Origin of the sequence: Tabrizicola aquatica, from assembly GCF_002900975.1 — a bacterium.
Lineage (GTDB): Bacteria > Pseudomonadota > Alphaproteobacteria > Rhodobacterales > Rhodobacteraceae > Tabrizicola > Tabrizicola aquatica.
The window spans coordinates 648,027-669,014 of the sequence record NZ_PJON01000002.1; the positions used below are offsets into that span (position 1 = coordinate 648,027).

General features: G+C 66.4%; 21 protein-coding genes and 1 tRNA gene. 8 read left to right on the forward strand and 14 right to left on the reverse strand.

What is annotated here, in order from left to right; translation table 11 throughout:
• Positions 1–2 precede the first annotated feature (2 nt).
• The gene (locus CXR42_RS19565) at positions 3–644 is read left to right on the forward strand and encodes a hypothetical protein (protein WP_180996039.1); all 642 of its coding nucleotides are present in this window, start codon (positions 3–5) and stop codon (positions 642–644) included.
• A 3-nt stretch (positions 645–647) separates the two neighbouring features.
• Here the strand turns inward: CXR42_RS19565 and CXR42_RS11550 are convergent, their stop codons facing one another.
• The 5 genes from CXR42_RS11550 to CXR42_RS11570 all read right to left on the reverse strand — a co-directional run bounded on the left by CXR42_RS11550 (position 648) and on the right by CXR42_RS11570 (position 6,775).
• Positions 648–1,895 carry a UbiA family prenyltransferase gene (locus CXR42_RS11550; RefSeq protein WP_103257669.1) on the reverse strand — a complete coding sequence of 416 codons (1,248 nt, stop codon included), beginning with the start codon at positions 1,893–1,895 and terminating at the stop codon, positions 648–650.
• The gene (locus CXR42_RS11555; protein WP_103257670.1) at positions 1,888–3,195 is read right to left on the reverse strand and encodes an NAD(P)/FAD-dependent oxidoreductase; all 1,308 of its coding nucleotides are present in this window, start codon (positions 3,193–3,195) and stop codon (positions 1,888–1,890) included. The genes CXR42_RS11550 and CXR42_RS11555 overlap by 8 nt, the downstream gene beginning before the upstream one ends.
• Positions 3,192–4,166: a lysylphosphatidylglycerol synthase transmembrane domain-containing protein gene (locus tag CXR42_RS11560; RefSeq protein WP_103257671.1), complete on the reverse strand. Its 975-nt coding sequence runs from the start codon at positions 4,164–4,166 to the stop codon at positions 3,192–3,194. Before CXR42_RS11560 ends, CXR42_RS11555 begins: the two co-directional genes overlap by 4 nt.
• Positions 4,163–5,155, reverse strand: coding sequence for a glycosyltransferase family 2 protein (locus tag CXR42_RS11565; RefSeq protein ID WP_103257672.1), 993 nt, complete (start codon positions 5,153–5,155; stop codon positions 4,163–4,165). The genes CXR42_RS11560 and CXR42_RS11565 overlap by 4 nt, the downstream gene beginning before the upstream one ends.
• Before the next feature lie 75 nt (positions 5,156–5,230).
• Entirely contained in the window at positions 5,231–6,775 is a 1,545-nt protein-coding gene (locus CXR42_RS11570) for an acetolactate synthase large subunit (RefSeq protein WP_103257673.1), read from the reverse strand.
• Between the two features lie 189 nt (positions 6,776–6,964).
• Here CXR42_RS11570 and CXR42_RS11575 point away from each other — a divergent pair, with 189 nt between their 5' ends.
• From CXR42_RS11575 to CXR42_RS11585, 3 genes are read left to right on the forward strand one after another with little or no spacing between them, the layout of a single operon-like run.
• Positions 6,965–7,963 (forward strand): glycosyltransferase family 2 protein, encoded by a 999-nt coding sequence (locus tag CXR42_RS11575; RefSeq protein ID WP_180996040.1) that lies wholly within the window; start codon positions 6,965–6,967, stop codon positions 7,961–7,963.
• 1 nt (position 7,964) lies between these two features.
• Entirely contained in the window at positions 7,965–8,687 is a 723-nt protein-coding gene (locus CXR42_RS11580) for a class I SAM-dependent methyltransferase (protein ID WP_103257674.1), read from the forward strand.
• Between the two features lie 8 nt (positions 8,688–8,695).
• Positions 8,696–10,561 (forward strand): GtrA family protein, encoded by a 1,866-nt coding sequence (locus CXR42_RS11585; protein WP_180996041.1) that lies wholly within the window; start codon positions 8,696–8,698, stop codon positions 10,559–10,561.
• 60 nt (positions 10,562–10,621) lie between these two features.
• Here CXR42_RS11585 and CXR42_RS11590 read toward each other — a convergent pair whose 3' ends face one another.
• The 3 genes from CXR42_RS11590 to CXR42_RS11600 all read right to left on the reverse strand — a co-directional run bounded on the left by CXR42_RS11590 (position 10,622) and on the right by CXR42_RS11600 (position 13,057).
• Positions 10,622–11,743, reverse strand: a complete 1,122-nt coding sequence (locus CXR42_RS11590; RefSeq protein ID WP_103257676.1) for a site-specific DNA-methyltransferase — start codon at positions 11,741–11,743, stop codon at positions 10,622–10,624.
• Between the two features lie 88 nt (positions 11,744–11,831).
• On the reverse strand, positions 11,832–12,464 hold the full coding sequence (locus CXR42_RS11595; protein ID WP_103257677.1) for a ribonuclease HII: 633 nt from the start codon (positions 12,462–12,464) through the stop codon (positions 11,832–11,834).
• A gap of 113 nt (positions 12,465–12,577) precedes the next feature.
• Positions 12,578–13,057 (reverse strand): hypothetical protein, encoded by a 480-nt coding sequence (locus CXR42_RS11600; RefSeq protein ID WP_103257678.1) that lies wholly within the window; start codon positions 13,055–13,057, stop codon positions 12,578–12,580.
• A 233-nt stretch (positions 13,058–13,290) separates the two neighbouring features.
• Between CXR42_RS11600 and CXR42_RS11605 the strand changes: the two genes are divergently transcribed.
• Together CXR42_RS11605 and CXR42_RS11610 are read left to right on the forward strand one after the other, a co-directional pair.
• Positions 13,291–13,575: a hypothetical protein gene (locus tag CXR42_RS11605; RefSeq protein WP_103257773.1), complete on the forward strand. Its 285-nt coding sequence runs from the start codon at positions 13,291–13,293 to the stop codon at positions 13,573–13,575.
• Positions 13,547–14,251 (forward strand): winged helix-turn-helix domain-containing protein, encoded by a 705-nt coding sequence (locus tag CXR42_RS11610; RefSeq protein ID WP_103257679.1) that lies wholly within the window; start codon positions 13,547–13,549, stop codon positions 14,249–14,251. The genes CXR42_RS11605 and CXR42_RS11610 overlap by 29 nt, the downstream gene beginning before the upstream one ends.
• Here the strand turns inward: CXR42_RS11610 and CXR42_RS11615 are convergent.
• From CXR42_RS11615 to CXR42_RS11625, 3 genes are all read right to left on the reverse strand, one after another.
• Positions 14,248–15,339 (reverse strand): hypothetical protein, encoded by a 1,092-nt coding sequence (locus tag CXR42_RS11615; RefSeq protein ID WP_146038055.1) that lies wholly within the window; start codon positions 15,337–15,339, stop codon positions 14,248–14,250. The two genes, CXR42_RS11610 and CXR42_RS11615, sit on opposite strands and share 4 nt — an antisense overlap.
• Positions 15,340–15,459: 120 nt before the next feature.
• The gene (locus CXR42_RS11620) at positions 15,460–15,858 is read right to left on the reverse strand and encodes a hypothetical protein (protein ID WP_103257681.1); all 399 of its coding nucleotides are present in this window, start codon (positions 15,856–15,858) and stop codon (positions 15,460–15,462) included.
• Between the two features lie 124 nt (positions 15,859–15,982).
• A tRNA-Lys gene (locus tag CXR42_RS11625) sits at positions 15,983–16,058 on the reverse strand.
• A 95-nt stretch (positions 16,059–16,153) separates the two neighbouring features.
• Between CXR42_RS11625 and dapF the strand changes: the two genes are divergently transcribed.
• Together dapF and mtaB are read left to right on the forward strand one after the other, a co-directional pair.
• The gene (gene dapF, locus CXR42_RS11630; protein ID WP_103257682.1) at positions 16,154–16,993 is read left to right on the forward strand and encodes a diaminopimelate epimerase; all 840 of its coding nucleotides are present in this window, start codon (positions 16,154–16,156) and stop codon (positions 16,991–16,993) included.
• Positions 16,990–18,252: a tRNA (N(6)-L-threonylcarbamoyladenosine(37)-C(2))-methylthiotransferase MtaB gene (gene mtaB, locus CXR42_RS11635; RefSeq protein WP_103257683.1), complete on the forward strand. Its 1,263-nt coding sequence runs from the start codon at positions 16,990–16,992 to the stop codon at positions 18,250–18,252. The genes dapF and mtaB overlap by 4 nt, the downstream gene beginning before the upstream one ends.
• 943 nt (positions 18,253–19,195) lie before the next feature.
• On the opposite strand, the gene bfr is transcribed toward mtaB, so the two are convergent.
• The 3 genes from bfr to pyrF form a co-directional block, all read right to left on the reverse strand.
• Positions 19,196–19,681 carry a bacterioferritin gene (gene bfr / locus CXR42_RS11640; RefSeq protein WP_103257684.1) on the reverse strand — a complete coding sequence of 162 codons (486 nt, stop codon included), beginning with the start codon at positions 19,679–19,681 and terminating at the stop codon, positions 19,196–19,198.
• 136 nt (positions 19,682–19,817) lie between these two features.
• Positions 19,818–20,066 carry a (2Fe-2S)-binding protein gene (locus CXR42_RS11645; protein WP_103257685.1) on the reverse strand — a complete coding sequence of 83 codons (249 nt, stop codon included), beginning with the start codon at positions 20,064–20,066 and terminating at the stop codon, positions 19,818–19,820.
• A 190-nt stretch (positions 20,067–20,256) separates the two neighbouring features.
• Positions 20,257–20,949, reverse strand: a complete 693-nt coding sequence (gene pyrF / locus CXR42_RS11650) for an orotidine-5'-phosphate decarboxylase (RefSeq protein WP_103257686.1) — start codon at positions 20,947–20,949, stop codon at positions 20,257–20,259.
• Positions 20,950–20,988: the final 39 nt, after the last annotated feature.

Below are 20,988 nucleotides of genomic sequence, written 5' to 3' on the forward strand. Positions count from 1 at the left end.
CAATGACGCTCCTTTGGCCCGACCTGATCGGTGGGCTGGCCGGCCTTGCCGGATTTCTGGTGCTGATGGACGCGCGGGACAGTGATCCGCCGCCGATCCCGACCAGCACACCCATCCCGACCGAAGCGCCACCGACGGCGACACCGACCGTCACGGCGACACCGACGAACACGGTCACCCCGACACCGACGAACACGCCGACAAATACGCCGACGAACACAGCCACGCTGACGCCCACCAATACGCCGACGAACACGGCCACCCTGACCCCGACGAACACGCCGACCAACTCGATCACCCCGACCCCAACAAACACGCTGACAGCGACGCCCACCAACACGCCAACTGATACGCCCACCGCCACGCCTACATCTACGCCAGAGCCTCTGGCGGCTGGACGGGTGGCAATTGAATCGCCGACGCCGACCATCTCTGAGGTCCCCACCGAGACGCCCACCCAGGTGCCAGTGACGCCCACTCCGGAAGTGACGGTGACCGATACAGTGACGCCAACCTCCACGCCAGTGGACGTGCCGGTGCTGCCGGGTGCAGGCGGGCCGGGTGGGACACTGCCCTTCACCCTGATCGCGGCCCTGCTGGCCCTTGCCGGCCTGCTGCTTTGGGCCCGCCGCAGCCCGGGATAAGCGTTATCCGGCCGCAAGCACCAGAAGACCCATCACCGCCGCTCCGGCCGCCAGGCTTGCCGGATCGCGCAGGGCGAATACGACCGGATCGCCGGTCAACCGGCCGTGTCCGACCAGGTGCCACAGGCGCAGAAGCCAGGCCAGGACAACTGCGCCGGCGGCGACCAGGATCAGCGGCCGGTCATACAGGGCCTGCGCCTGCGGGGACTGCAGATAAAGCACAAGGACGATGGCCGAACCAAGGGCGGCCACCTTACCCAGCCTGGCCAGCCCGGGTTGATCCTCCAGCCGATAGCCGCGCCGCTGCGGCAGCGGCAGGGCGCTGATCCGCGCGCCGGCCAACTCGGCCGCACGCTTTGCGATTGCAAGCGAGGCGAAGACGCAACCGCCATAGGCCAGAAGCCAGCCCGAGACCGGGATGCTCGTCGCCAATCCCCCTGCCACCAGCCGGAGCGTGTAGAGCCCGACCAGTACGGCCAGGTCGATGCCAGCCCAGGTCTTTAGCTTCAGCGAATAGCCCAGCGCGACCACGGCATAAAGCGCAAGGATTGCAGCAATGCCCGCCGAAGCCGCCAGTCCAAGTCCAAGCGCAGCGACCAGCCCTAGCAAGGCCAGCGCTGGCCCGGGGCGCATCTCTCCGCTGGCCAACGGGCGCAGTCGCTTGATCGGATGGCGGCGGTCGTCGGCGATGTCGAACAGGTCATTCGCCAGATAGACAGCCGAGCAGACCAGACAGAAGGCGGCAAAGGCCATCCCCGCTTGCAGCCACAGGGACGGCTCGTTCCAGCGCTGCGCGGCGAGGATTGGTACAAAGACCAGAAGGTTCTTGACCCAATGGTGCGGCCGCAGGGCGCGCAGCGACAGGGTCTGCCTTGCCGGCAACGCGGGCAGGGCCGCGACTGCCGCGGAGGTCAGGGCGGGATAGCCTGTGCCATAGACGAGATACCGATCCGGTAGCACTGGCGCCGCTGGTCCCGGAACAAGCGAAACCGCGGCCAGTCCAGGCCGGATGCGCGCGCACAGTGCCTGCATCGCCGCCAGTGAAAGACCGCCCACCACAAGAACCGGGCGGCTAGGCGCTTCGGCCTGAAGGACCGCTACGGCGTGGGGCTCTAGCGGCAAGGTCATGGGGTCCGGCTCGCGCTGGCTGCCGCCGAACCAGCCCGCGATGCGCAGAAGCTGCCGTTCCCACGCCAGGTCGCAGCGCGCAAGCCCGCCCTCCAGTGTGACGACCAGGGGCAGGCTATCCACGGGTCAGGTTCTCCAGGACCCGCGCGGCGACCTTGCGGCCTTCGCGCACGGCATGGTTGGTCCCGCGATCCTCGGGGTAGATCTGCGCCATCGAGGCAAGGTGCAGCCCCGGCAACGGCTGGTCGGGCGGGATCAGGGCCGAGTAGTGCCGCTCTACCACCGGCTGCGCCCAGCGGGCCCGCCAGACGTGAAATTCCTGCACCCAGTCGCGGCGGAAGGCCGGGAACATCCGTTGCAGATGCGGGACCGAAAACGCCATCACCTCCTCATCCGACATCGCGTACAGCGCATCGGTCTCGGGCAGGTATTTCGACAGATAGACGATGTGCCGCCCGCCATAGCTGGAGGCATCCTCGAAATTCGTGTGTTCGATGACGCCGACGTAAGGGAACCCGGGGTCATTGACATTGGTCCAGTAGGTCGAGCCGAGCGGGCGGTCCAGTTCCAGCACCAGGCAAAGGTTGGCGAGATAGGGGATGCGCCGCAGCGCCGCTGTGTCCGTCTGGCCACCGCACTCCAGCATGTCCGCCACCAGGGCTGGGGCGGGCGTGGCGATCACCGTCGTTCCCGTCGCCTCGCCCCAGGGGCCACGGGCGATCCAGCCGCCGTCCACCTGCCGCAGTTCGCTCACCGGGAAATCTGTGCGGATTTCGCCCCCGGCGGACCGAATGGCGGCGGCGGTTTCTTCCGCCAGACGCGCGAAAGAGCCCTTGAAATAGGCCAGGCGCTCCTCGCCGCCCTTGCCGCGTGACCCGCCGCGCAGTTTCAGCTTGTTCCAGAACCAGACGGCCGAGACGGTCTCGGCATAGGGGCCGAACTTGCCCTGCAGCAGGGGTTCCCACATCACCCGCCAGACCCGTTCGCCCCCCAGCCTGCGCAGCCAGTCGGCGGCCGTCACGCCCTCCAGCGCGCGCCAGTCCTTCACGGCCCGGGCGCGGGGGATCATCAGGCCCAGCCGGATACGGTCCAGGAACGGCAGCGCCCCAAAGCGCAACAGGTCCAGCGGCGAGGACAGGCGGAACAGGCTGTTGTTGTACCAGACCCCGGTCGCAGTGGCGCGCAGGGTGATGTCGGCCGCCAGGCCCAATTCCTCGACCAGCCGCATGATCTCGCGGTCCGAGGTGAACCAGTGGTGATAAAAGCGGTCCAGCCGCTCGCCCTTGGTGTCGAAGGCGCCGGCCAAGCCACCGACATGGGCGTCGGCCTCCAGCACCGAGACCGGGACGCCCTGCCGCGCCAGATCGAAGGCGGCGGCCAGGCCGGTGAAACCCGCGCCGATGATCAGAACCCGCCCGGTCATGCCTGCCCCCGCCGCAGCCGCCAATACAGCAGGCAAATCCCCCCAAGGATCGAGGCGGGGATGTAGAAATACGCATGAACCAGCACGGCGAACGCCGTCGCGGCGGCGGTCGAGTTTCCCCCCGCCTCGGCCGCGGCGATGGCGAAATAGTCGAAGGTGCCGATATAGCCGGGGGTGGAGGGCAGCAGCGTGGCCAAGGTGCCGATCGGCATCGCCAGCCAGGCGGCCGCGGGGGCCGTGACGGCTGGGATCGCCATGGCGACGGCCCAGTAGACCGCGCCCTCGCAGGTCCAGACCAGGGCTGAGGCGCCGATCAACCCCAGCATCCGTCGCCCGCGCGACAGGGTGACCAGGGTATCCAGCAACGGCTCGGCGAAGCCCGCCAGCCGCGTTCCAAACCCCGGGTGCAGCGCACGCACGCCCGCCACGGTCGCACGCGACACCGGCCGCAGGACGCCAGGCACCAGCAGTAAGCCCAGGGCCAGCAGCCCGACCGAGACCAGCACCCACCCACCGACGCCAAGCAGGCCCAGGGCCCCCTCGCGCGGGGCCAGGATCAGGATCGCCAGCCCCGCCGCGACCAGGACGGTCAGCAGGTCCAGCAGCCGCTCGGCCAGCACGGTGGCCGTCACGGTGCCGGGGTCCACCTCCAGCCAGCGGCTGAAGGCCAGACAGCGCAGGACATCGCCCAGCCGGAAGGGCAGCACGTTATTCGCCGCGATGGACCCCAGGAACGGCACTGCGCAGCGCCAGAAGCCAAGCGAGGGATTGGCCACGGCCAGCATCGCCCTCCAGCGCAACACCCGCACTGCATAGCCCGTGGCCCAGAACACAAAGCCCAGCGCCAGCCAGCGCGGATCGGGATTGCGGAACGCCTCGGCCAAAGCCGCGCGGTCCAGGTCGCGAAGGATCAGCCACAGGCACAACCCGGCAAGCGCCACCCCGATGGCGAATTGCACCCAGCGCGTCATTCCCCGGTCTCGTCAAAGCCCATGCGTTCGGCTACCACATACAGCGGGCGACGCTTCACCTCGCTGTAGATGCGGCCGATGTATTCGCCCATGATCCCCAGGCAGATCAGCTGAACCCCGCCCATGAACAGCACGGCGATCATCAGCGCGGTCCAGCCCTCCACCCAGACCGAGGTGAAGATGCGCATGAACAGGGCGTAGGCAATGCCGAACAGGGCAAGGGTGGCCGCGATCAGTCCAAGGGCAATCGACAGCTGCAAAGGTTTGATCGAGAACGATAGTATCCCATCCGCCGCAAAGCGCAGCATCTTGCGCAGCGGGTATTTCGTGACTCCGGCAAAGCGTTCGGGCCGGTCATAGGGGATCGAGGTCTGGCGAAAGCCGACCCAGCTGACCATGCCGCGGATGAAGCGGTGCCGCTCGGGCATCTGGCGCAGCACGTCGACGACCGGGCGGCCCATCAGGCGGAAGTCGCCGGTATCGGCGGGGATTGGCACTTCGGACAGGCGGTTGATCGTGCTGTAGAACAGCCGGGCGGTGGCCCGCTTCATCAGGCTGTCCGCCCGGCGCGAGGCGCGGGTGCCGTACACCACGTCGAACCCCTGCCGCCAGCGGTCGATCATCTGTGCCACCACCTCAGGCGGGTCCTGCAGGTCGGCGTCCATCAGGACGACCGCATCACCCTTGGCCACCTCGATCCCGGCCGAGACGGCGATCTGCTGGCCGAAGTTGCGCGCAAAGCGCAGGACGCGGACCCTTGGGTCACGGGCCGCCGCCTCGCGCAGGATCTCGGGCGTTCGGTCGCGCGAGCCATCGTCAACGAACACGAATTCGAACCGGCAGTCGGGCTGCCCTGCCGCCAGCCGCCCAAGCCGCGCCAGGGTTTCGGCCAGCACCGCCTCTTCGTCCAGACAGGGCAGGATGATCGAGATCAACGGCTGCTCGGGGCGCTGGACACCTGGTCGGGCCGGAGCGGGTGCGGCGGGCATGGCCAGGATGCGGTCCTTGTCGGCGGAAATCGGACGCAGGTTAGTCTGGCAGGTTCGCCACTGTCCAGCGGCGGGTCAGCACAGCACCTCGATCAGACGCGGCCCGCGCTGTTCCATCGCCTCGGCAAAGGCAGCGTTGAAACCGGCCATGTCCTCGACTCGCACCGCCTGCACGCCATGACCCTTGGCCAATGCAACCCAGTCCAGTCGGGGGCCTTCGACGTCGAACATCTGGCTGGCGTTGCGCCCAACCTCGTTCACCCCCATCGCGGCCAGCTCTTCGCGCAGGATCTGGTAGCCGCGGTTTGCGAAGATCACCGTGGTCACGTCCAGCCCCTCGCGCGCCATGGTCCACAGCGATTGCAGCGTGTACATCCCGGACCCGTCGCCCTCCAGCACCACGACCTTGCGGTCCGGGCAGGCCACCGCCGCACCGACCGCGTTCGGCAGGCCAAAGCCGATCGACCCGCCGGTGATCGTCAGCACATCATGGCCCCGCGCCTGCTTCAGCGCCGGCGCCAGGTGACCCGAGGCGGTGATCCCCTCGTCCACGATGATCGCATCCTCGGGCATCAGGGCAGCGACGGAGCGGCCCAGTTTCTCAAGCGTGACGGGGCCGTCGGGCGGGGCGGGAAGGGAGAGGGTGCCGAAATCCTCGGGTCCCAGGTCGGCCTCGCCAATCTCCTCTGCCAGGGTTTGCAGGGTCCAGGCAATGTCCATGTCGCGGCTGCAAAGGTCGATCAGACGGGTGTCGGGATCGTCGGGGGTCGATGGGCGGCCGGGATAGGCGAAGAACCCGGCCGGCCGCGTCGTGCCGCACAGGACCAGCGCCGGTGCGCCTTGCATCAGGGTTAGGTTGTCCTCGATCCGGTAGGCCATCCGCTCGATCTGCACCGCGCCCGCACCACGGCGGAACCGGGCCGCGAAGAAGGGATGCATCAGTCGCGCGCCGGCGGCTTTCGTAAGACGTTTCGCCAGCAGACCCAGGTCCGACCACAGCACTGGCCCGTCAACCAGCAGGATTGCGCCCGGCTGGCGCAAGGCACGGGCGGCGGCGGCCACCTCATCGAGCGACGGGCGGCGCAGCGGTGGCGGTGGCGGGGCCACTGCCTGGCCGTCGGCCGGGTCCCAGGCCATGTTGGCGGGCAGGATCAGCGTCGCGATCTGTCCGTTCTTTGCCCGCGCCGCCTGAATCGCATCGGCGGCATCCCCGGCCACGCGCCCGGGTTCCGCGCAGACGCGGGTCCAATGCGACACCGCCTGGCTGATCCCCACGGTATCGCCCTTCAGCGGCGCTTCGAACCGAAGGTGGTAATCCGCGTGATCGCCCATCACGTTCAGCACCCCGCTTTGCGCCTTGCGGGCGTTGTGCAGGTTGGCGAAGGCATTGCCGAAACCGGGTGCCAGGTGCAGCAGGGTCGCCGCAATCTGTCCAGTCATGCGGAAATAGCCATCCGCCGCGCCTGATACCCCACCCTCGAACAGACACAGGATGCAGCGCAACTCGGGGTGGCGGTCCAGCGCGGCAACGAAATGCATCTCGGAGGTACCGGGATTGGCGAAGCAGACGCGCACGTCGCTGGCAAGCAGGGTCCGTACCAAGGTTTCCGCGCCGTTCATGCAATGCCTCGCTTGTCTGTTTGGTCGACTAACGACCCATCGCCGCCTTTGTGCCCGAACACTGACGCACTGCAAGCTTTCAGACAGGTATTACCACGGCAGAATTCATTCAATCACCGTCAGGTCGCCACATTCTTGCCGCTGTGGAAACGCCATCTGTTCGCAAGTCGAAGGGACATGGTGCGCCAGATGAACAGTCGTCAGGGAGTCATTCCACTGGACCGGCGCGAGGCTGCGCGCGCACGCCGGGTGACCTTGATCGTTCCGGTTTACAACGAGGAAGCCAGCATCGGCGTCTTCCTGGAAAAGGTCACGCAGGTTCTGACCCGGATCACTCAGCCGGTTGCGGTTGACATCCTGTTCGTCAACGACGGCAGCCGCGACAAGACCGAACGCCTGATCCTGGCCGAGGCGGCGAAACGTCCCGACATCTCGCTTCTCAGCCTGTCGCGCAACTTCGGGAAAGAGGCGGCCCTGACCGCCGGGCTGCACCATGCCACTGGCGATGCTGTCATCCCGCTGGACGTGGACCTGCAGGACCCGCCCGAAGTCATCGACGACATGATTCGCCATTGGCTTGCGGGTGCGAAGATCGTCAACGCCCGCCGCAACCGGCGCGATGGGGACAGTTGGCTTAAATCCGCGTCGGCCGGGGCCTTCTATCGCCTGTTCAACGCGATGGCCGAGCGTCCCATTCCCCGCGATGTCGGCGACTTCCGTCTGATGGACCGTGAGGTCGTGCAAGCGATCCGCCAGTTGGGCGAGCGGTCGCGGTGCAACAAGGCGCTGTTCTCCTGGGTCGGCTTCGAGACCGAAGAGGTCCTGTACGACCGTCCCGCCCGCGCTGCGGGCGAGACGCGCTGGTCCTACTGGAAACTGACCAAGCTGGCCCTGGACGCGATCTTTTCGTCCACCACCGTGCCTCTGCGGATCTGGACCTATGTCGGCATGCTGATGGCGCTAGGCTCGCTTGTCTATTCGCTGGTCCTGTTCATCCGCACCCTGGTCTTTGGCATCGACGTCCCCGGCTATGCCTCCACGACGATCCTGATCCTGGTCTTCGGGGGCATGAACATGTTCGCCCTGGGGATCATCGGCGAATACGTCGGCCGCATCTACACCGAGGTGCGACAGCGCCCGCTGTATGTCGTGCGGTCCCACCACATCTCTGATCTGGCGGAGGGCTGACATGGATAGCGCTGTCTACGACCGCATGAACGATCTGGAGGCGCGGCACTGGTGGTTTGTCGCGCGGCGCAAGATCATTGCTTCGCTGATCGGGCGCACCTTGGAAAAACGGCCCGCCCGCATTCTTGAGGCGGGCTGCGGTAGTGGCGGCAACCTGCGGATGCTGGGCGATTTCGGCGAGGTCGATGCGTTCGAATACCACGACCCGGCCCGCGAGGCCGCCGCTCGCAAGACCGGGATGACGATTCCCTTCGGCGCTTTGCCGGACGTGCTTCCGTTTGACCGGGATTACGACCTGATCGGCCTGTTCGATGTATTGGAACATATCGAGGATGACGTCGGCTCGCTCGTCGCGCTGCGTCAGCGCCTTGGCGAAGGTGGCAAGATCCTGATCACCGTGCCGGCTCTGCCGGTGCTGTGGTCCGGCCACGACGTGCGTCACCACCATTTCCGCCGCTACACCAAAGCCAGCCTGGCCGAGGCCGCGCAGAAGGCCGGGTTGAAGGTGACTTACTCCAGCTACTTCAACTTCTTCCTATTCCCGCTGGCCGTAGCGGCCCGCGCGGTCAAACGCCTGTCCCGAAGCGATGTCCCGGACGACCGGATGCCCTCGTCCTGGCTAAATGTCCTTCTGGCGCGCATATTCGGAACCGAGCGCTTCTTGCTGGGCCGCGTACGACTACCCATCGGCCTTTCGCTGGCGGTCGTTCTGGAAGCGGCCTGACGCCCCCCGTGCTGGCGCAGATACTCCGGTTCGGCGGGGTGGGGGGAGTAGCCACCCTGGCCCACGTCCTTGCTGCCTTGGCCGCGGGGCTGGTCCTGCAACTGTCGCCACAGCAGGCAAACCTTGCCGGGTTTCTGACGGCGGTACTGGTTTCCTACTTCGGGCATGCCAATTACACCTTTCAGGCCGGTCGGGGCGCCTCTGGACAGTTCCTGCGGTTTGCCGTGGTGGCACTGGCGGGCTATGCTGCCAGCAGTCTGACCGTGGCGCTGGTTACTCAGGCTTTGGGCCTGCCTTTCGGCTTGGCCATGGCCGCCGTGGCGGTCGTTGTTCCCGCGTCCAGCTTTCTGGCGATGCGGTCCTGGGTGTTTGCCGGGCGCGAGGCGACGGCACCCTTCACGTCGCGCGATCTGGCACTGTGCGCGATGCTGGGGCTGGGCGTCGTCCTGCTGTTCTGGGACCGGCCGGTAAACCATGACGTGGCCTGGTACCTGATCGCCGCCCGTGCGTGGCAAGGCGGGGCGGAACTGTATATCGACCTGATGGAGGTCAACCCGCCGCTGAACTTCTACCTGACGTTGCCGGCGCTTTGGATCGCGGACGCCACCGGTTTTGCCGAAGGCAATGCCCACTATATCGCCACCGGCCTTTTGGTTCTTGTCAGCCTCCTCTGGTCTGCCTCTGTATTGCGAGAGGATACCACGCTGCCCCCGGCCCGGCGGATGCTGATCCTGCTTGCCGCACTTGTCGCGATCCTTCTGCCGGGGCTGAACGGATGGGGCCAGCGCGACCAGATCATGGTCCTGTTCCTTCTGCCCTGGGCGCTGAATGAGGGGATGCCGGTTCGCGCGAAGCGTGGCCGTACCATCGCCGCTGCGGCCTTTGCGGCCGTGGGCATCTGTCTGAAACCCTACTTCGTGGTTCTGCCGCTTGCGGTCACGGTCCTGAATTGCGTGGAGAGACGGTCCTTGCGTCCCGTCCTTTCCCCCGCCAACTGGACCTTCCTGCTTGCCGGTCTTGCCTACATCGCCTTCGTCAGCGTCGCGCATCCGGCGTATTTCACCGAGATGGTTGGAGTTGCTGTCCAGGTCTACGGCGCCTATGGCAAGCCCTTGACCAGCGTCCTGTCAGACATTCTTCCGGCACTGTCTCTGGTCCTGGTGGCGGTTCTTGTCAGCCTGCGCTGCGGCGGCCTATCCCGGCCGGTGCGGGTGCTATTGACGTTGGCGCTTGGCGGTTTGGCGACCTATCTTCTGCAAGGCACCGGATTTGGGTACCATAAGGTGCCCTTTCTGGCATTTGCAGGCCTTGCCTGCGGCTATGCTTTGGCCCAGTCCACGCGGCCGCGGATCGATCTGGTCCTCTCCGGGCTGACTTCTGTCGTCCTTCTGGTCCATGCGGCAGAGCCGAGCTTCTACCGGACCCGCGCCAGAACCGAGATCCTGGGCGTCGTCCAGAAGTTGGGTCCGGTGGACGGCGTGATGACCCTTGGAAGCCATGTTTATGCCGGGCCGCCGATTGCGCTGACGCTTGGCACCTCCTGGGCCAGCACGTACCCTGCACAGTGGCTGGTGCCTGGGGCGGTGAATCGCCTGGCGATCACCGATTGCGGGACCGATCCGCAGCTCTGCGAAAGCCTGGCCAGGACCCTGTCGCGCAATCGCAGCGACATCATCCGCGACATGATCCGCGCCCAGCCCGAGCTTTTGCTCGTCGACCTTCGGTCAGGTTACTTCCGGGAAGCCGGTTTCGATTGGCTTGCCTTCATGGCTGAAGACCCGGCGTGGTTGCCAGTCCTGGACGACTACCGCCAGATCGCCGAAACCGGTCGGTTCCTTTACTTCCTGCGCCAGACTGAAAAAACCCCGCCGTGACCTCACGGCGGGGTAAAGGTGTCCCCCAGGCGGACCGGGGGACAGGCGTGTTCCTGTATCTTAATGAGGGCGAGCGCCGTCGGCCTCCATCTCGGCCCGGATCTGCTGCCGCAGGATATCGATGGGAACCATCTTCCCGTCCCGCTTGAAGTGCCAATATGTCCAGCCGTTGCAGGACGGGGCGCCTTCCAGCGCCGCGCCGACCTGGTGGATGCTGCCCTTCACGTCGTTGCCGATCAGCGTTCCATCCGCGCGGACCTTGGCCTTGAAGCGGTTGCCGATGCTGAACAGTTCTTCCCCCGGCCGCAGCATCCCCCGCTCCACCACCTGCCCGAAGGGCACCCGCGGTTCCGCGCGCTTGGACCCCGAAACCTCCAGCGCCGAGGCATCAAAGCGCCGGACGCGGGCGATCCGCTCGGTTGCGGCCTTGCGATAAGCTTCTTCGCGCTCGATCCCGATGAAGTCGCGGCCCAGCATCTTGGCCACCGCCCCGGTCGTTCCGGTCCCGAAGAACGGGTCCAGGATCACGTCGCCCGGATTGGTCGTCGCCACGATCACCCGGTGCAGCAGCGCCTCGGGCTTTTGCGTCGGGTGTGCCTTGTCGCCGTTCTCGTCCTTCAGGCGCTCATGCCCGGTACACAGCGGGATCACCCAGTCCGACCGCATTTGCACGCCGTCGTTCATCGCCTTCAAGGCTTCGTAGTTGAAGGTGTACTTCGCCGCCTCGTCCCGGCTGGCCCAGATCAGCGTCTCATGCGCGTTGGTCAGCCGCTTGCCTTTGAAGTTCGGCATCGGGTTCGACTTGCGCCAGACCACGTCGTTCAGCAGCCAGAAACCCTGGTTCTGCAACTCGGCCCCCAGGCGAAAGACGTTGTGATAGCTGCCGATCACCCAGATCGCCCCGTTCGGCTTCAACAGCCGCTTCGCCGCCGCCAGCCAGTCCTTGGTAAAGCTGTCATAGGCCGCAAAGCTGGAGAACTGGTCCCAGTGGTCGTCCACCGCGTCGACCTTGGAGTTGTCGGGGCGGTGCAGTTCGCCTTTGAGCTGCAGGTTATAGGGCGGATCTGCGAAAATCAGATCCACGCTGCCCGCAGGAAGCGCGTTCATCACCTCGATGCAGTCACCGGCAAGGATCTGGTTCAGCGGCAAGCAAGCCTCTGCCGCGGTCTTTCTGGTCGTCATGTTCTGCCTCTGCCCCCGGCATCTTTGTGTGCCGATGTTGTGAGCGATGATGAGTCAGACCCGATTCGCCGTCAAATTCTTTATTGAATCAACAACTTACAGAAACATCTTGATACAAGATGTTGTGCACCGGCTTGAACGAACGCCTATGCCAAGGGGTGACACCAAGATTCTGAAGCGCCGCAAAGTGCTCGGGCGTGGGGTATCCGGCGTTGGTCTCCCAGCCATAGCCGGGGTGCTGTTGCGCCAAATCCACCATGATCCGGTCGCGCGTCACCTTGGCCACGATCGAGGCGGCGGCAATCGACAGGCACAACGCGTCGCCTTTCACGATGGCCGTGGCCCCGCAGCACAGCGCGCGGGGCACCATGTTTCCGTCGATCAGCGCATGGTCGGCCGAAAGGGCTGCCACCGCGCGTTCCATCGCCAGATGGCTGGCGCGCAGGATGTTCAACGCGTCGATCTCCTCGACCGTGGCATGGGCGATGCTGACCTCGGCCACTTCAAGGATATGCAGATACAACTCTTCGCGCCGGGGGGCGGACAGGGCCTTGGAATCGTCCAGACCCTTCGGGATGCGGCCCGGGTCCAGTCGCACCGCCGCCGCCGTCACCGGCCCGGCCAGCGGGCCGCGGCCAACCTCGTCGACACCTGCCACCCGCAAGACACCGCGGGCCATGACCTCGGTCTCGTAGTGGAAGGTGGGGGGGACGCGCGCCATGGGGAAGCACTAGCGCGGATGCGCGGCGCAAAAAAGGGGGACGAAGGCTGCTCACCCCTTCGTCCCCCGAAAGCGGGCGGGCTCAAGGGCAAGCCCGCCCAATGCCGCATCCCTCAATGGCCCGAGACGCGGAAACCGGCTTCGCGCAGGCACTGGGCGCTGTAGACCCGGTCGTCGCGCCCGAAGATGCTGGCGCCGTTGGCGCAGTCGCGGGGCAGGCGTTGGTTGAACCCCTCCCGCCGAAGGCAGTTTTCCGAATACAGACTGACCGACCGCTGCGCCCCGTCGATCGAGATCGCGCAGACCGAAGGCACGCGCTTCGACTTCGCCGGCTCGACCAGCGGGGCCTTGGGCGCCTTTTTCTCATCCGCGTTCAACTCGTTGGCGATGACACCCACCACAAGCGCCGCAATCAGCGCCTTGGCCAGGTCGTCCTTCTTGTCCGCCTTGGCCGGGATTGCCGCGCCAAGGACCAAGGCCAGGGCCAGCGCGCCGGCGGTCACGACGGTCGCGAAACGGCGGGGCTGGACGCCGCGCTCTCCTACCCCGTGCGAGGCGATGCGGATGGCGGCAGTGCGGAAGTTCGGGCGCATTCGGGCCTCCTTTTGCGTGTGGACGGTCCTGGCGGTTGGTGCCACGGACCCTTGCCCCAAGGCTGGCCTGTCGGCGGCGACGTAAGCAATAACGCCCCCTCGCTAAGGGATAACGCCCGACGCGAAAGCCACTGCTATGCGATAACAACGCCGGAAAATCCCCGGTGATATTGAATATCAACCGCGGCTTGCGCATCTTGCCGCATGGGGAATCCCCCGACCCGGAGCCCGAAATGACCCGACTGCTTCTTTCCGCCGCCCTTGCCCTGGTTCTGGCCGGACCGGCCGCTGCGGAATGCTATGCCGACTACAAGGCCAAGCGTGACGAACCCCTCAAGCTGCATTACGGTGTGGCGCAAGTGTCGGACGGCAACTGCAGCCCCGGCGCCGCCGAAGGCGAACTTGCGCCCAGGCTGGCGGCCGATGGCTGGACCTTGCTGAACGTCCTGTCCACATTCGGCCCCGACGGGCTTGAGGAAAGGAAAGCGAGTGCCGGAGCCTACTTCCTCCGTTACTGACAGTCTCAAGGCTGGCAACCGCGTGGTTGCCTTCGGAATTGCCGCCATCGTCCTGATCCTGCTGGCAGCGGCGCTGTTCCTGTTCCTGAACCTGCCCGACGCGAACGCCTTCAACGCGCGCGTCGAACGCATCTTCGTCGAGAACAACGACCTCACCACCGGGGCCGAGATCAAGCTGCTGGAAATCCTGGCCCAGTCCGGCACCTCGTTTTCCGAAGTGCTGATCAGCTACCGCAGCGTGATCTTCGTGCTGTTGCTGTTCTCCACAGCGCTTCTGATCGCGGCGCTGGTCTTTCTGGTGATGATCATCGCCCTGAACCGCCGCATCTCGGCGATCCAGCGGTCGGGCATACAGGTCGCCAGCCTGATGATCAGCCGCGAATCGCGGGCGGTCTACATCAACGATCTGGAGTTCCAGCTGACCGACGCGGCACTTGAAACCCTGTCGGTTCTGGCCGAGGCCCGCATGGATGACGAAGTCCTGACCGGCGCGCAGATCGAGGCGGTGATTTCCGGCCGCAACGAAGCCGACTGCGACGAGGCCGCCGGCGCCACCCGCGTCAAACGTCTGCGCGACACGCTGGGCAACCAACTGGTCAGCGAGCTTCTGGTCAAGACCATCGCCCGGCGCGGCTATGTGCTGGCGGTGGGCAAGGACACGATCAAGATGATCTAGGGCTGCGCCGCCTCATGAGCGAACCACAGGCTGGCCGCGTCCAGCAGCAGACCCGGATCGCGCCTCTGGATCCCCGTTTCGGCAGCACAGGTCAGCGCGGCCTGCCACAGGGCGTCATCGCCTGCGCCTTGCGCCACCCGGGCGACGGCGCGGCAGGTCGCAAGGACCTGGTCATCCCCCGGATCGACCGCGGGCAACACGTCGCGCACCGACCGAAGTGCCCAATCCCTTTGGGCGGGCGAGCCGTTGAACCAGACCATTTCGGCGGCAGTCTGAGCCCGCAGGTGAAGGAACTCCGCACCCGCAAGTGCGTCCTCGGCCGCAGGAAGCAACTGGTCGAGTGTCCCTGGCATCAAGTCTGGACCAAGTACCTCGCCCCAGGCGTAAGGCGGATCTTCAATTCCTGCCATCAGCCGGACCGCACGATCCAGGTCACCAAGCCGCGCCCAAGGATTTGCCTGTTCCCAACGCGCCTGTGACCCGATCCCACCGCCCCAGGTGATCGGACCCATGTGGCCCGAACCGATGACCGCGCCGCCGCTGCCCGGCATTTCTGCCTCTGCCCGGTCCAGTGCGGCGCGTACCTCGGCCACGGTCGCACCCGCCAGAAGAAGGGCACGGGCCGCCGCAATGTGGGGAAAGCTTGGAAACACCCCTTCCCTGGTCTGCGCCAGCCGATCAAGGTCCCGCGCAATGGCCAAGGCCAGCGTGGGATTCTTCCGACTCACGGCCAGTTCGACGACCTCGCCCATCTCGGTGAAGTCTGGCCAGGCCTGCCGCCCCAGATGGATGGCAAACGCCTCGCGCAGCATCGCCTCTGCCTCGGTCTCGGACGCGGCCACCATCGCGGCCCCGTGCAGGACGCGCACCCGGCAGTCGGGCCGCCCCCGACACTGCTTCAGGGCGAAAGCGCCGGTTTCGGCATCCATCAACATCGGCGAGACGATGCCATTCCAATCCCCGGCCCGTTCAATCCCCAGAAAGATCTGCCTGGCCTGATCGCGCTGGCCCAGGTGGGCATATAGTTCCGCAGCGTACTCCAGGGCTGCTTCCTTCTGTCCGCCGGGCAAGCCGTCCGCGAGACTCACCAGAAGCTCGGCCAAAAGTGCGACGGTTGCTTGGTCTGCTGCGGTTGGACGGCGGACCGCAAAGCCACTGCCGTAGGGGTCTTTGCCCAGCAGATCGAGGGCGGCGATGTACGCGTCGCCCTACCGGACCTCGGGCACGGCGGCATAGGCATCGGCGGGGGACATGCCTTGCCGTACCGCATCAGCCAGCCGGGGCGCGGCCAGAAGGGCATTTGCCGCGCGGTGCGCCTCTTCCTCCGTCTTGCCGTCAAGCTCCTCGGCCCACGCGATCAGCTCATGCGCCGCCGCGTCCCGACCTGTCACCCGAAGCGCGGTCATGCCAGAAGAGTAGGGCGAGGGTGGCGTGCCTTGCAGCCCGATCTCCACCGCCAGGTCCGCAAGACAAGCCCCTGAAAGTTTCGCACCACAGGAGTCAAACCGGGCTTCGCGGGCGCGGGCGTCGGGATTCAGGACAAAGGTGGCCCACAGGCCACACGCCGCCACGCCGGCAAGGATCGCCAGCCGAACCGCCTTTTGCATCCCAGCCCCCTTCACGCTTCGCCCAGGCTCCTGCCAGAGTCAGGCAAATGATGGGCACAAAATGTTCACAAGTTGCCGCAGCGCGGCTGACCACGACGCAACAGGTCTGAAATTCTGGATTTTGTGGTGAGCCGGACAGGATTCGAACCTGTGACCCGCTGATTAAAAGTCAGCTGCTCTACCAACTGAGCTACCGGCCCCACGAGGCGGCTGATTAGGCAAGCGCGCCCGCAGGGTCAAGGGCAAAAACGTCCGGCACTGGCAAAACTTGGGGCTTCGGCGTATATGCCGATCCATGATGGATAGCAGCGCGCAAACCGGCCTTCCGTTCATGAAAATGCACGGCGCGGGCAATGACTTCGTGGTGATCGACTCGCGCGGGCGCGGGGCGGTGATGACGCCTGGCCTGGCGCTTGCGCTGGGGGACCGGAATCGGGGCGTTGGCTTCGATCAGCTGGCCGAGATCACCGATGCGGTGGGTGCCGATTTCGGGCTGGTCTTCTGGAACAGCGACGGCAGCCAGGCCGGGGCCTGCGGCAATGCGACCCGCTGCGTCTCGGATTACATGATGCGGAATCTGGGCGTCGAGAAGGTGTCGCTTGTTACGGCGCGCGGTGGGCTGGTGGCGCAGCGGGCGGCGGATGGCCGGGTCTGGGTCAACATGGGCCAGCCGCAACTGGACTGGCAGTCGATCCCCCTTGCGCGTGACGTCGATCATCTGCACCTGCCGCTGGCCGGCGATCCGGTGGCCGTCGGCATGGGCAACCCGCATTGCGTGCATTTCGTCCAGGATGCCGAGGCCGTGGATCTTGCGACCCTTGGCCCCCGGATCGAACATGACCTCCTCTTCCCGCAGCGGACGAATGTCGAGTTTGCCGAACTGCTCTCTCCGTGCCGCATGCGGATGCGGGTGTGGGAGCGCGGGACCGGGATCACGCTGGCCTGCGGCTCGGGTGCCTGTGCGACGGCGGTGGCGGCACATCTGCGGGGGATGATCGGGCCAAGGGTGGCGCTGGAGGTCGATGGCGGGCTCTTGGAGGTTGACTGGCGCGACGACGGCGTCTGGCTGACCGGCCCGGTGGCGCGGGTTTTCGATGGCGTGCTGACGGCGGATTATCTGGCGGCGCACCAATGAACGCGGCCGCCAAACCCCCAGTTTTCGCGACCCTCGGCTGTCGCCTGAACGCCTATGAGACCGAGGCGATGAAGGAACTTGCCGCCGCCGCAGGCTTGGGCGATGCGGTGATCGTCAACACCTGCGCCGTGACCGGCGAGGCGGTGCGGAAGGCCAAGCAGGAGATCCGGCGGCTGTCGCGTGAGAATCCGGGCGCGGCGATCATCGTGACCGGCTGCGCGGCGCAGACCGAGCCCGAGACCTTCGCGGCCATGCCCGAGGTGGCCAGGGTCGTCGGCAACCACGAGAAGATGCAGGCCGAGACCTGGAAGGGCATCGCCGCGCCGGACCTGATCGGGATGACCGAGAAGGTGCAGGTCGACGACATCATGTCGGTTCGCGAGACGGCGGGCCACCTGATCGACGGCTTCGGGCGGCACCGAGCCTATGTCCAGGTCCAGAACGGCTGCGACCATCGCTGCACCTTCTGTATCATCCCCTTCGGTCGGGGAAACTCACGGTCGGTTCCGGCGGGGGTGGTGGTCGAGCAGATCAACCGACTGGTGGACCGGGGGTTCAACGAGGTCGTGCTGACCGGCGTGGACCTGACCTCGTGGGGGGCGGACCTGCCGGGAGAGCCGAAGCTGGGCGATCTGGTGCGGCGGATCCTGAAGCTGACCTCGGTTCCGCGACTGCGGATTTCGTCGATCGATTCCATCGAGGCAGACCCGGCGCTGATCGAGGCGATCGCGACCGAGGGGCGGTTGATGCCGCACCTTCACCTGTCGCTGCAGGCGGGGGATGACCTGATCCTGAAACGGATGAAGCGGCGGCATCTGCGGGACGATGCGATCCGGTTCTGTCAGGAAGTCCGCGCCTCGCGGCCGGAGATGGTCTTTGGGGCCGACATCATCGCGGGGTTCCCCACCGAAACGGAGGGGATGTTCCAGCGCAGCCTGGACCTGGTCGAGGAATGCGGGCTGACCTTCCTGCATGTCTTCCCCTTCTCGCCCCGCAAGGGCACCCCGGCGGCGCGGATGCCGCAGGTTCGGGGGCCGGAGATCAAGGACCGGGCGGCGCGGTTGCGGGCCTTGGGCGACCGGGTCCTGGGCGAGCATCTGGCGGCTCAGGTGGGCCGGGTCCACCGGGTGCTGACCGAGGGGGCGCGGGTGGGACGGACCGAGGGGTTCGCAGAGGTGGCCTTCGCGGCCGACCAGCCGGAGGGGACGATCCTGGAGGTCCGGGTCGCGGGCCAGGACGGGGCGCGGCTGCTGGCCTGATCTGTCCACGGTGGACAAAATCCGAAAACCGAATGATGGCAACAGGTTGCTTGCGGGCGTTAGGGGAAACTTAACCTGTGATCGCGGGCTATCTTGCCCGCCTTTACCCCAAGCGGCGGGCGGTGCCTGACCTGGCGATGGCGCGCGGGTCGGGGCGGTTTTCGAATTGAGCGCTGACGCGCAAGGCTTTTGTCTCGTCGTCGGGCTTCGCCTCCTCCTCGGCCTTGGGGGCGCTTCGCCCCCCAAACCCCCCGAGGATATTTGGAGCCAGGTGAAAGGAAAGCCGGGTGCCGTGGCCACGTTGGTCGCGTGAGGTCAGGGCGTCGCGCCGGTTGATGGTGTAACCGCCGCTGGCACCGAGGAGGATCGGCGCGGCGCTGCGGGGCAGGCGACGGGAATCCCGTCGGGCGCGGTGAAGCCGATGCGCTTTGACTTCTGCGCTTTGTCTCGTGCGTGCCGCATTTCAGGTGCAGAGGGTGATGCCTTGCTTGGGGGTGCAAATTGCAGCGTGGGTTCCGCCAGGACGACGAAGCATTTCGGCTGCGGTTCGAGGTCCTCGCCAGGTCCAAGAGATTGATCCTGCCAAGAAGGGGCCGCCCCTGCCTCTGCATCAGGAGCGGGCGCAGAGGCGGTGCGGCCGACCAGAGGAGAAACGGCGGGATGGGTCCGGCGTTTCCCGGCTTGTCGGCCTGTAGCCGTGCGGGCCTGGGACCAAGGCTTCGGACAACGGCATGGGCAACAGCGTGCAAGGGCACCTTTGCCGAACAGGTCGATCCGCGGGTGACCTGGGCCCCGGCAGGGCCAAGCGGCGCCGCAGCCTGATCGTAGCGCGGTCGATCATCCGCGCGAGGGTGCCTGGGAGGCCAAGGGCCACGGCTGCGGGCAGTCCGGCGCTGGTCGGGGCCGGGCTGCCCTGGAAACTCTCACTGAGGGCGCTGCCCGGCTAGTCGGCTTTGCCGGCCGGCTTGGCGTTCAGCAGGCCGTAACGCTCGGCCCCCAGCTTGTCGAACAGGGACAGCTGGGTTTCGAGGAAGTCGATGTGGCCTTCCTCATCCGCGATCAGCTCGTCAAACAGGCTGCGGGTCACGAAGTCGCCCACGCTGTCACAGTGGCGGCGGGCCTCGATATACAGCGTGCGGGCATCGTGTTCGGCGGCAAGGTCTGCCTCCAGCGTCTCGCGCACGGTCTGGCCGATGCGCAGGGGGTCAAGCTTCTGCAGGTTCGGGTGGCCTTCCAGGAAGATGATCCGCGCGATCAGGCGGTCGGCGTGGTGCATCTCCTCGATCGATTCGGCGCGGGACTTGTCGGCAAGATGGCCGAAGCCCCAGTCTTCTTGCAGGCGGTAGTGCAGCCAGTACTGGCTGACGGCGGTCAGCTCGGAACGGAGTGCTGCGTTGAGGTAGTCGATGACTTTGGCGTCGCCCTTCATGGCCCATCCTTTGCTGTGTCGGAACAGGTAGCCTTGGCTTCGGCGCAGGGCACCGTGGCTGGAGCCAGCAAAGGCTAGCCGCGCGAAGCAGGTCTGTCCACGGGGCAACTTGGCAGCCGCGTGGCGGTTCCGTGGCCTAGCGAATGGCCCGGCCCAGGCTGGGGCGCAGGATCGGCGGTTCGCCCGCGCCGGGGACGCGCAGGCCAGGCGCGGTCTGCATCGTGGACAGGAAGAGCGGCATGCAGCCGCCGCAGTCAGCCCGCTTGCCAAGCGCGCGGTAGATCTTGCCGGGAGTGATCAGCGTCTGCGGGTCGGAGGCGCGCATCCAGTCTACCGCCGCGCGGATGTCGTGGTCGGTGATGGACTGGCAGTGGCAGATGATCATTGGGCTGCGCCCCCCGGCGTGTCGGATCCATCGACGTCGATCCTGGAAGGGCCAGGCGCGGTCAAAAGCGGGACAGGGCAGCGGCGCATCGTCAGACCTTCGGCAGGGATGCCAAATATCTGACTAAAACGATTGGATTTGTAAACCCGATTCTTTTACTGAGGAATTGACGCGAGTTTTCCGCCCAATTTCAGGGGAGTTCGGCGATCACGGCGCGGGCGGCGGCGGCCGGGTCGGGGGCCTGCCAGATCGGGCGGCCGACGACGATGTGGTCGGCGCCGTCGCGGATGGCCTGATGCGGCGTGGCGATGCGCTTCTGGTCGCCGGTCGCGGCACCGGCGGGGCGGACGCCGGGGGTGACGATCAGCTTGCCCACCGCCTCGGGCAGGGCGCGGATCATCGCGGCCTCTTGCGGGCTGGCGATGACGCCGTCGGCCCCGGCGGCAAGGGCGCGGGCGGCGCGTTCCAGGGTGATCTGGTGGATGTCGCCGGGCTTGATCAGGTTGGCGTCCAGATCGGCGCGGTCGAGCGAGGTGAGGATGGTCACCGCCAGGATCTTCAGGCCCGTCCCGCCCTTGCCGGTCGCGGCGGCGCTGACGACCTGCGGGTCGCCGTGGACGGTCAGGAAATCAAGGTCGTATTGCGCCAGCCCGCGGACGGCGGCCTCGATTGTCGCGCCGATGTCGAAAAGCTTCATGTCCAGGAAGATGCGCTTGCCCTGTTCGTGCTTCAGCTCGTTCGCGAGCGCGAGGCCGCCGCCGGTCAGCATCCCAAGGCCGATCTTGTAGAAACTGGCCGCGTCACCGATGCGGGCGACGAGGTCCAGACCTTGCACCACGTTCGGCACGTCGAGGGCGACGATCAGGCGGTCATCTGCGGGCATGGGATGTCTCCGGGTTTGCGGCGGTTTGACGGGGCGGGG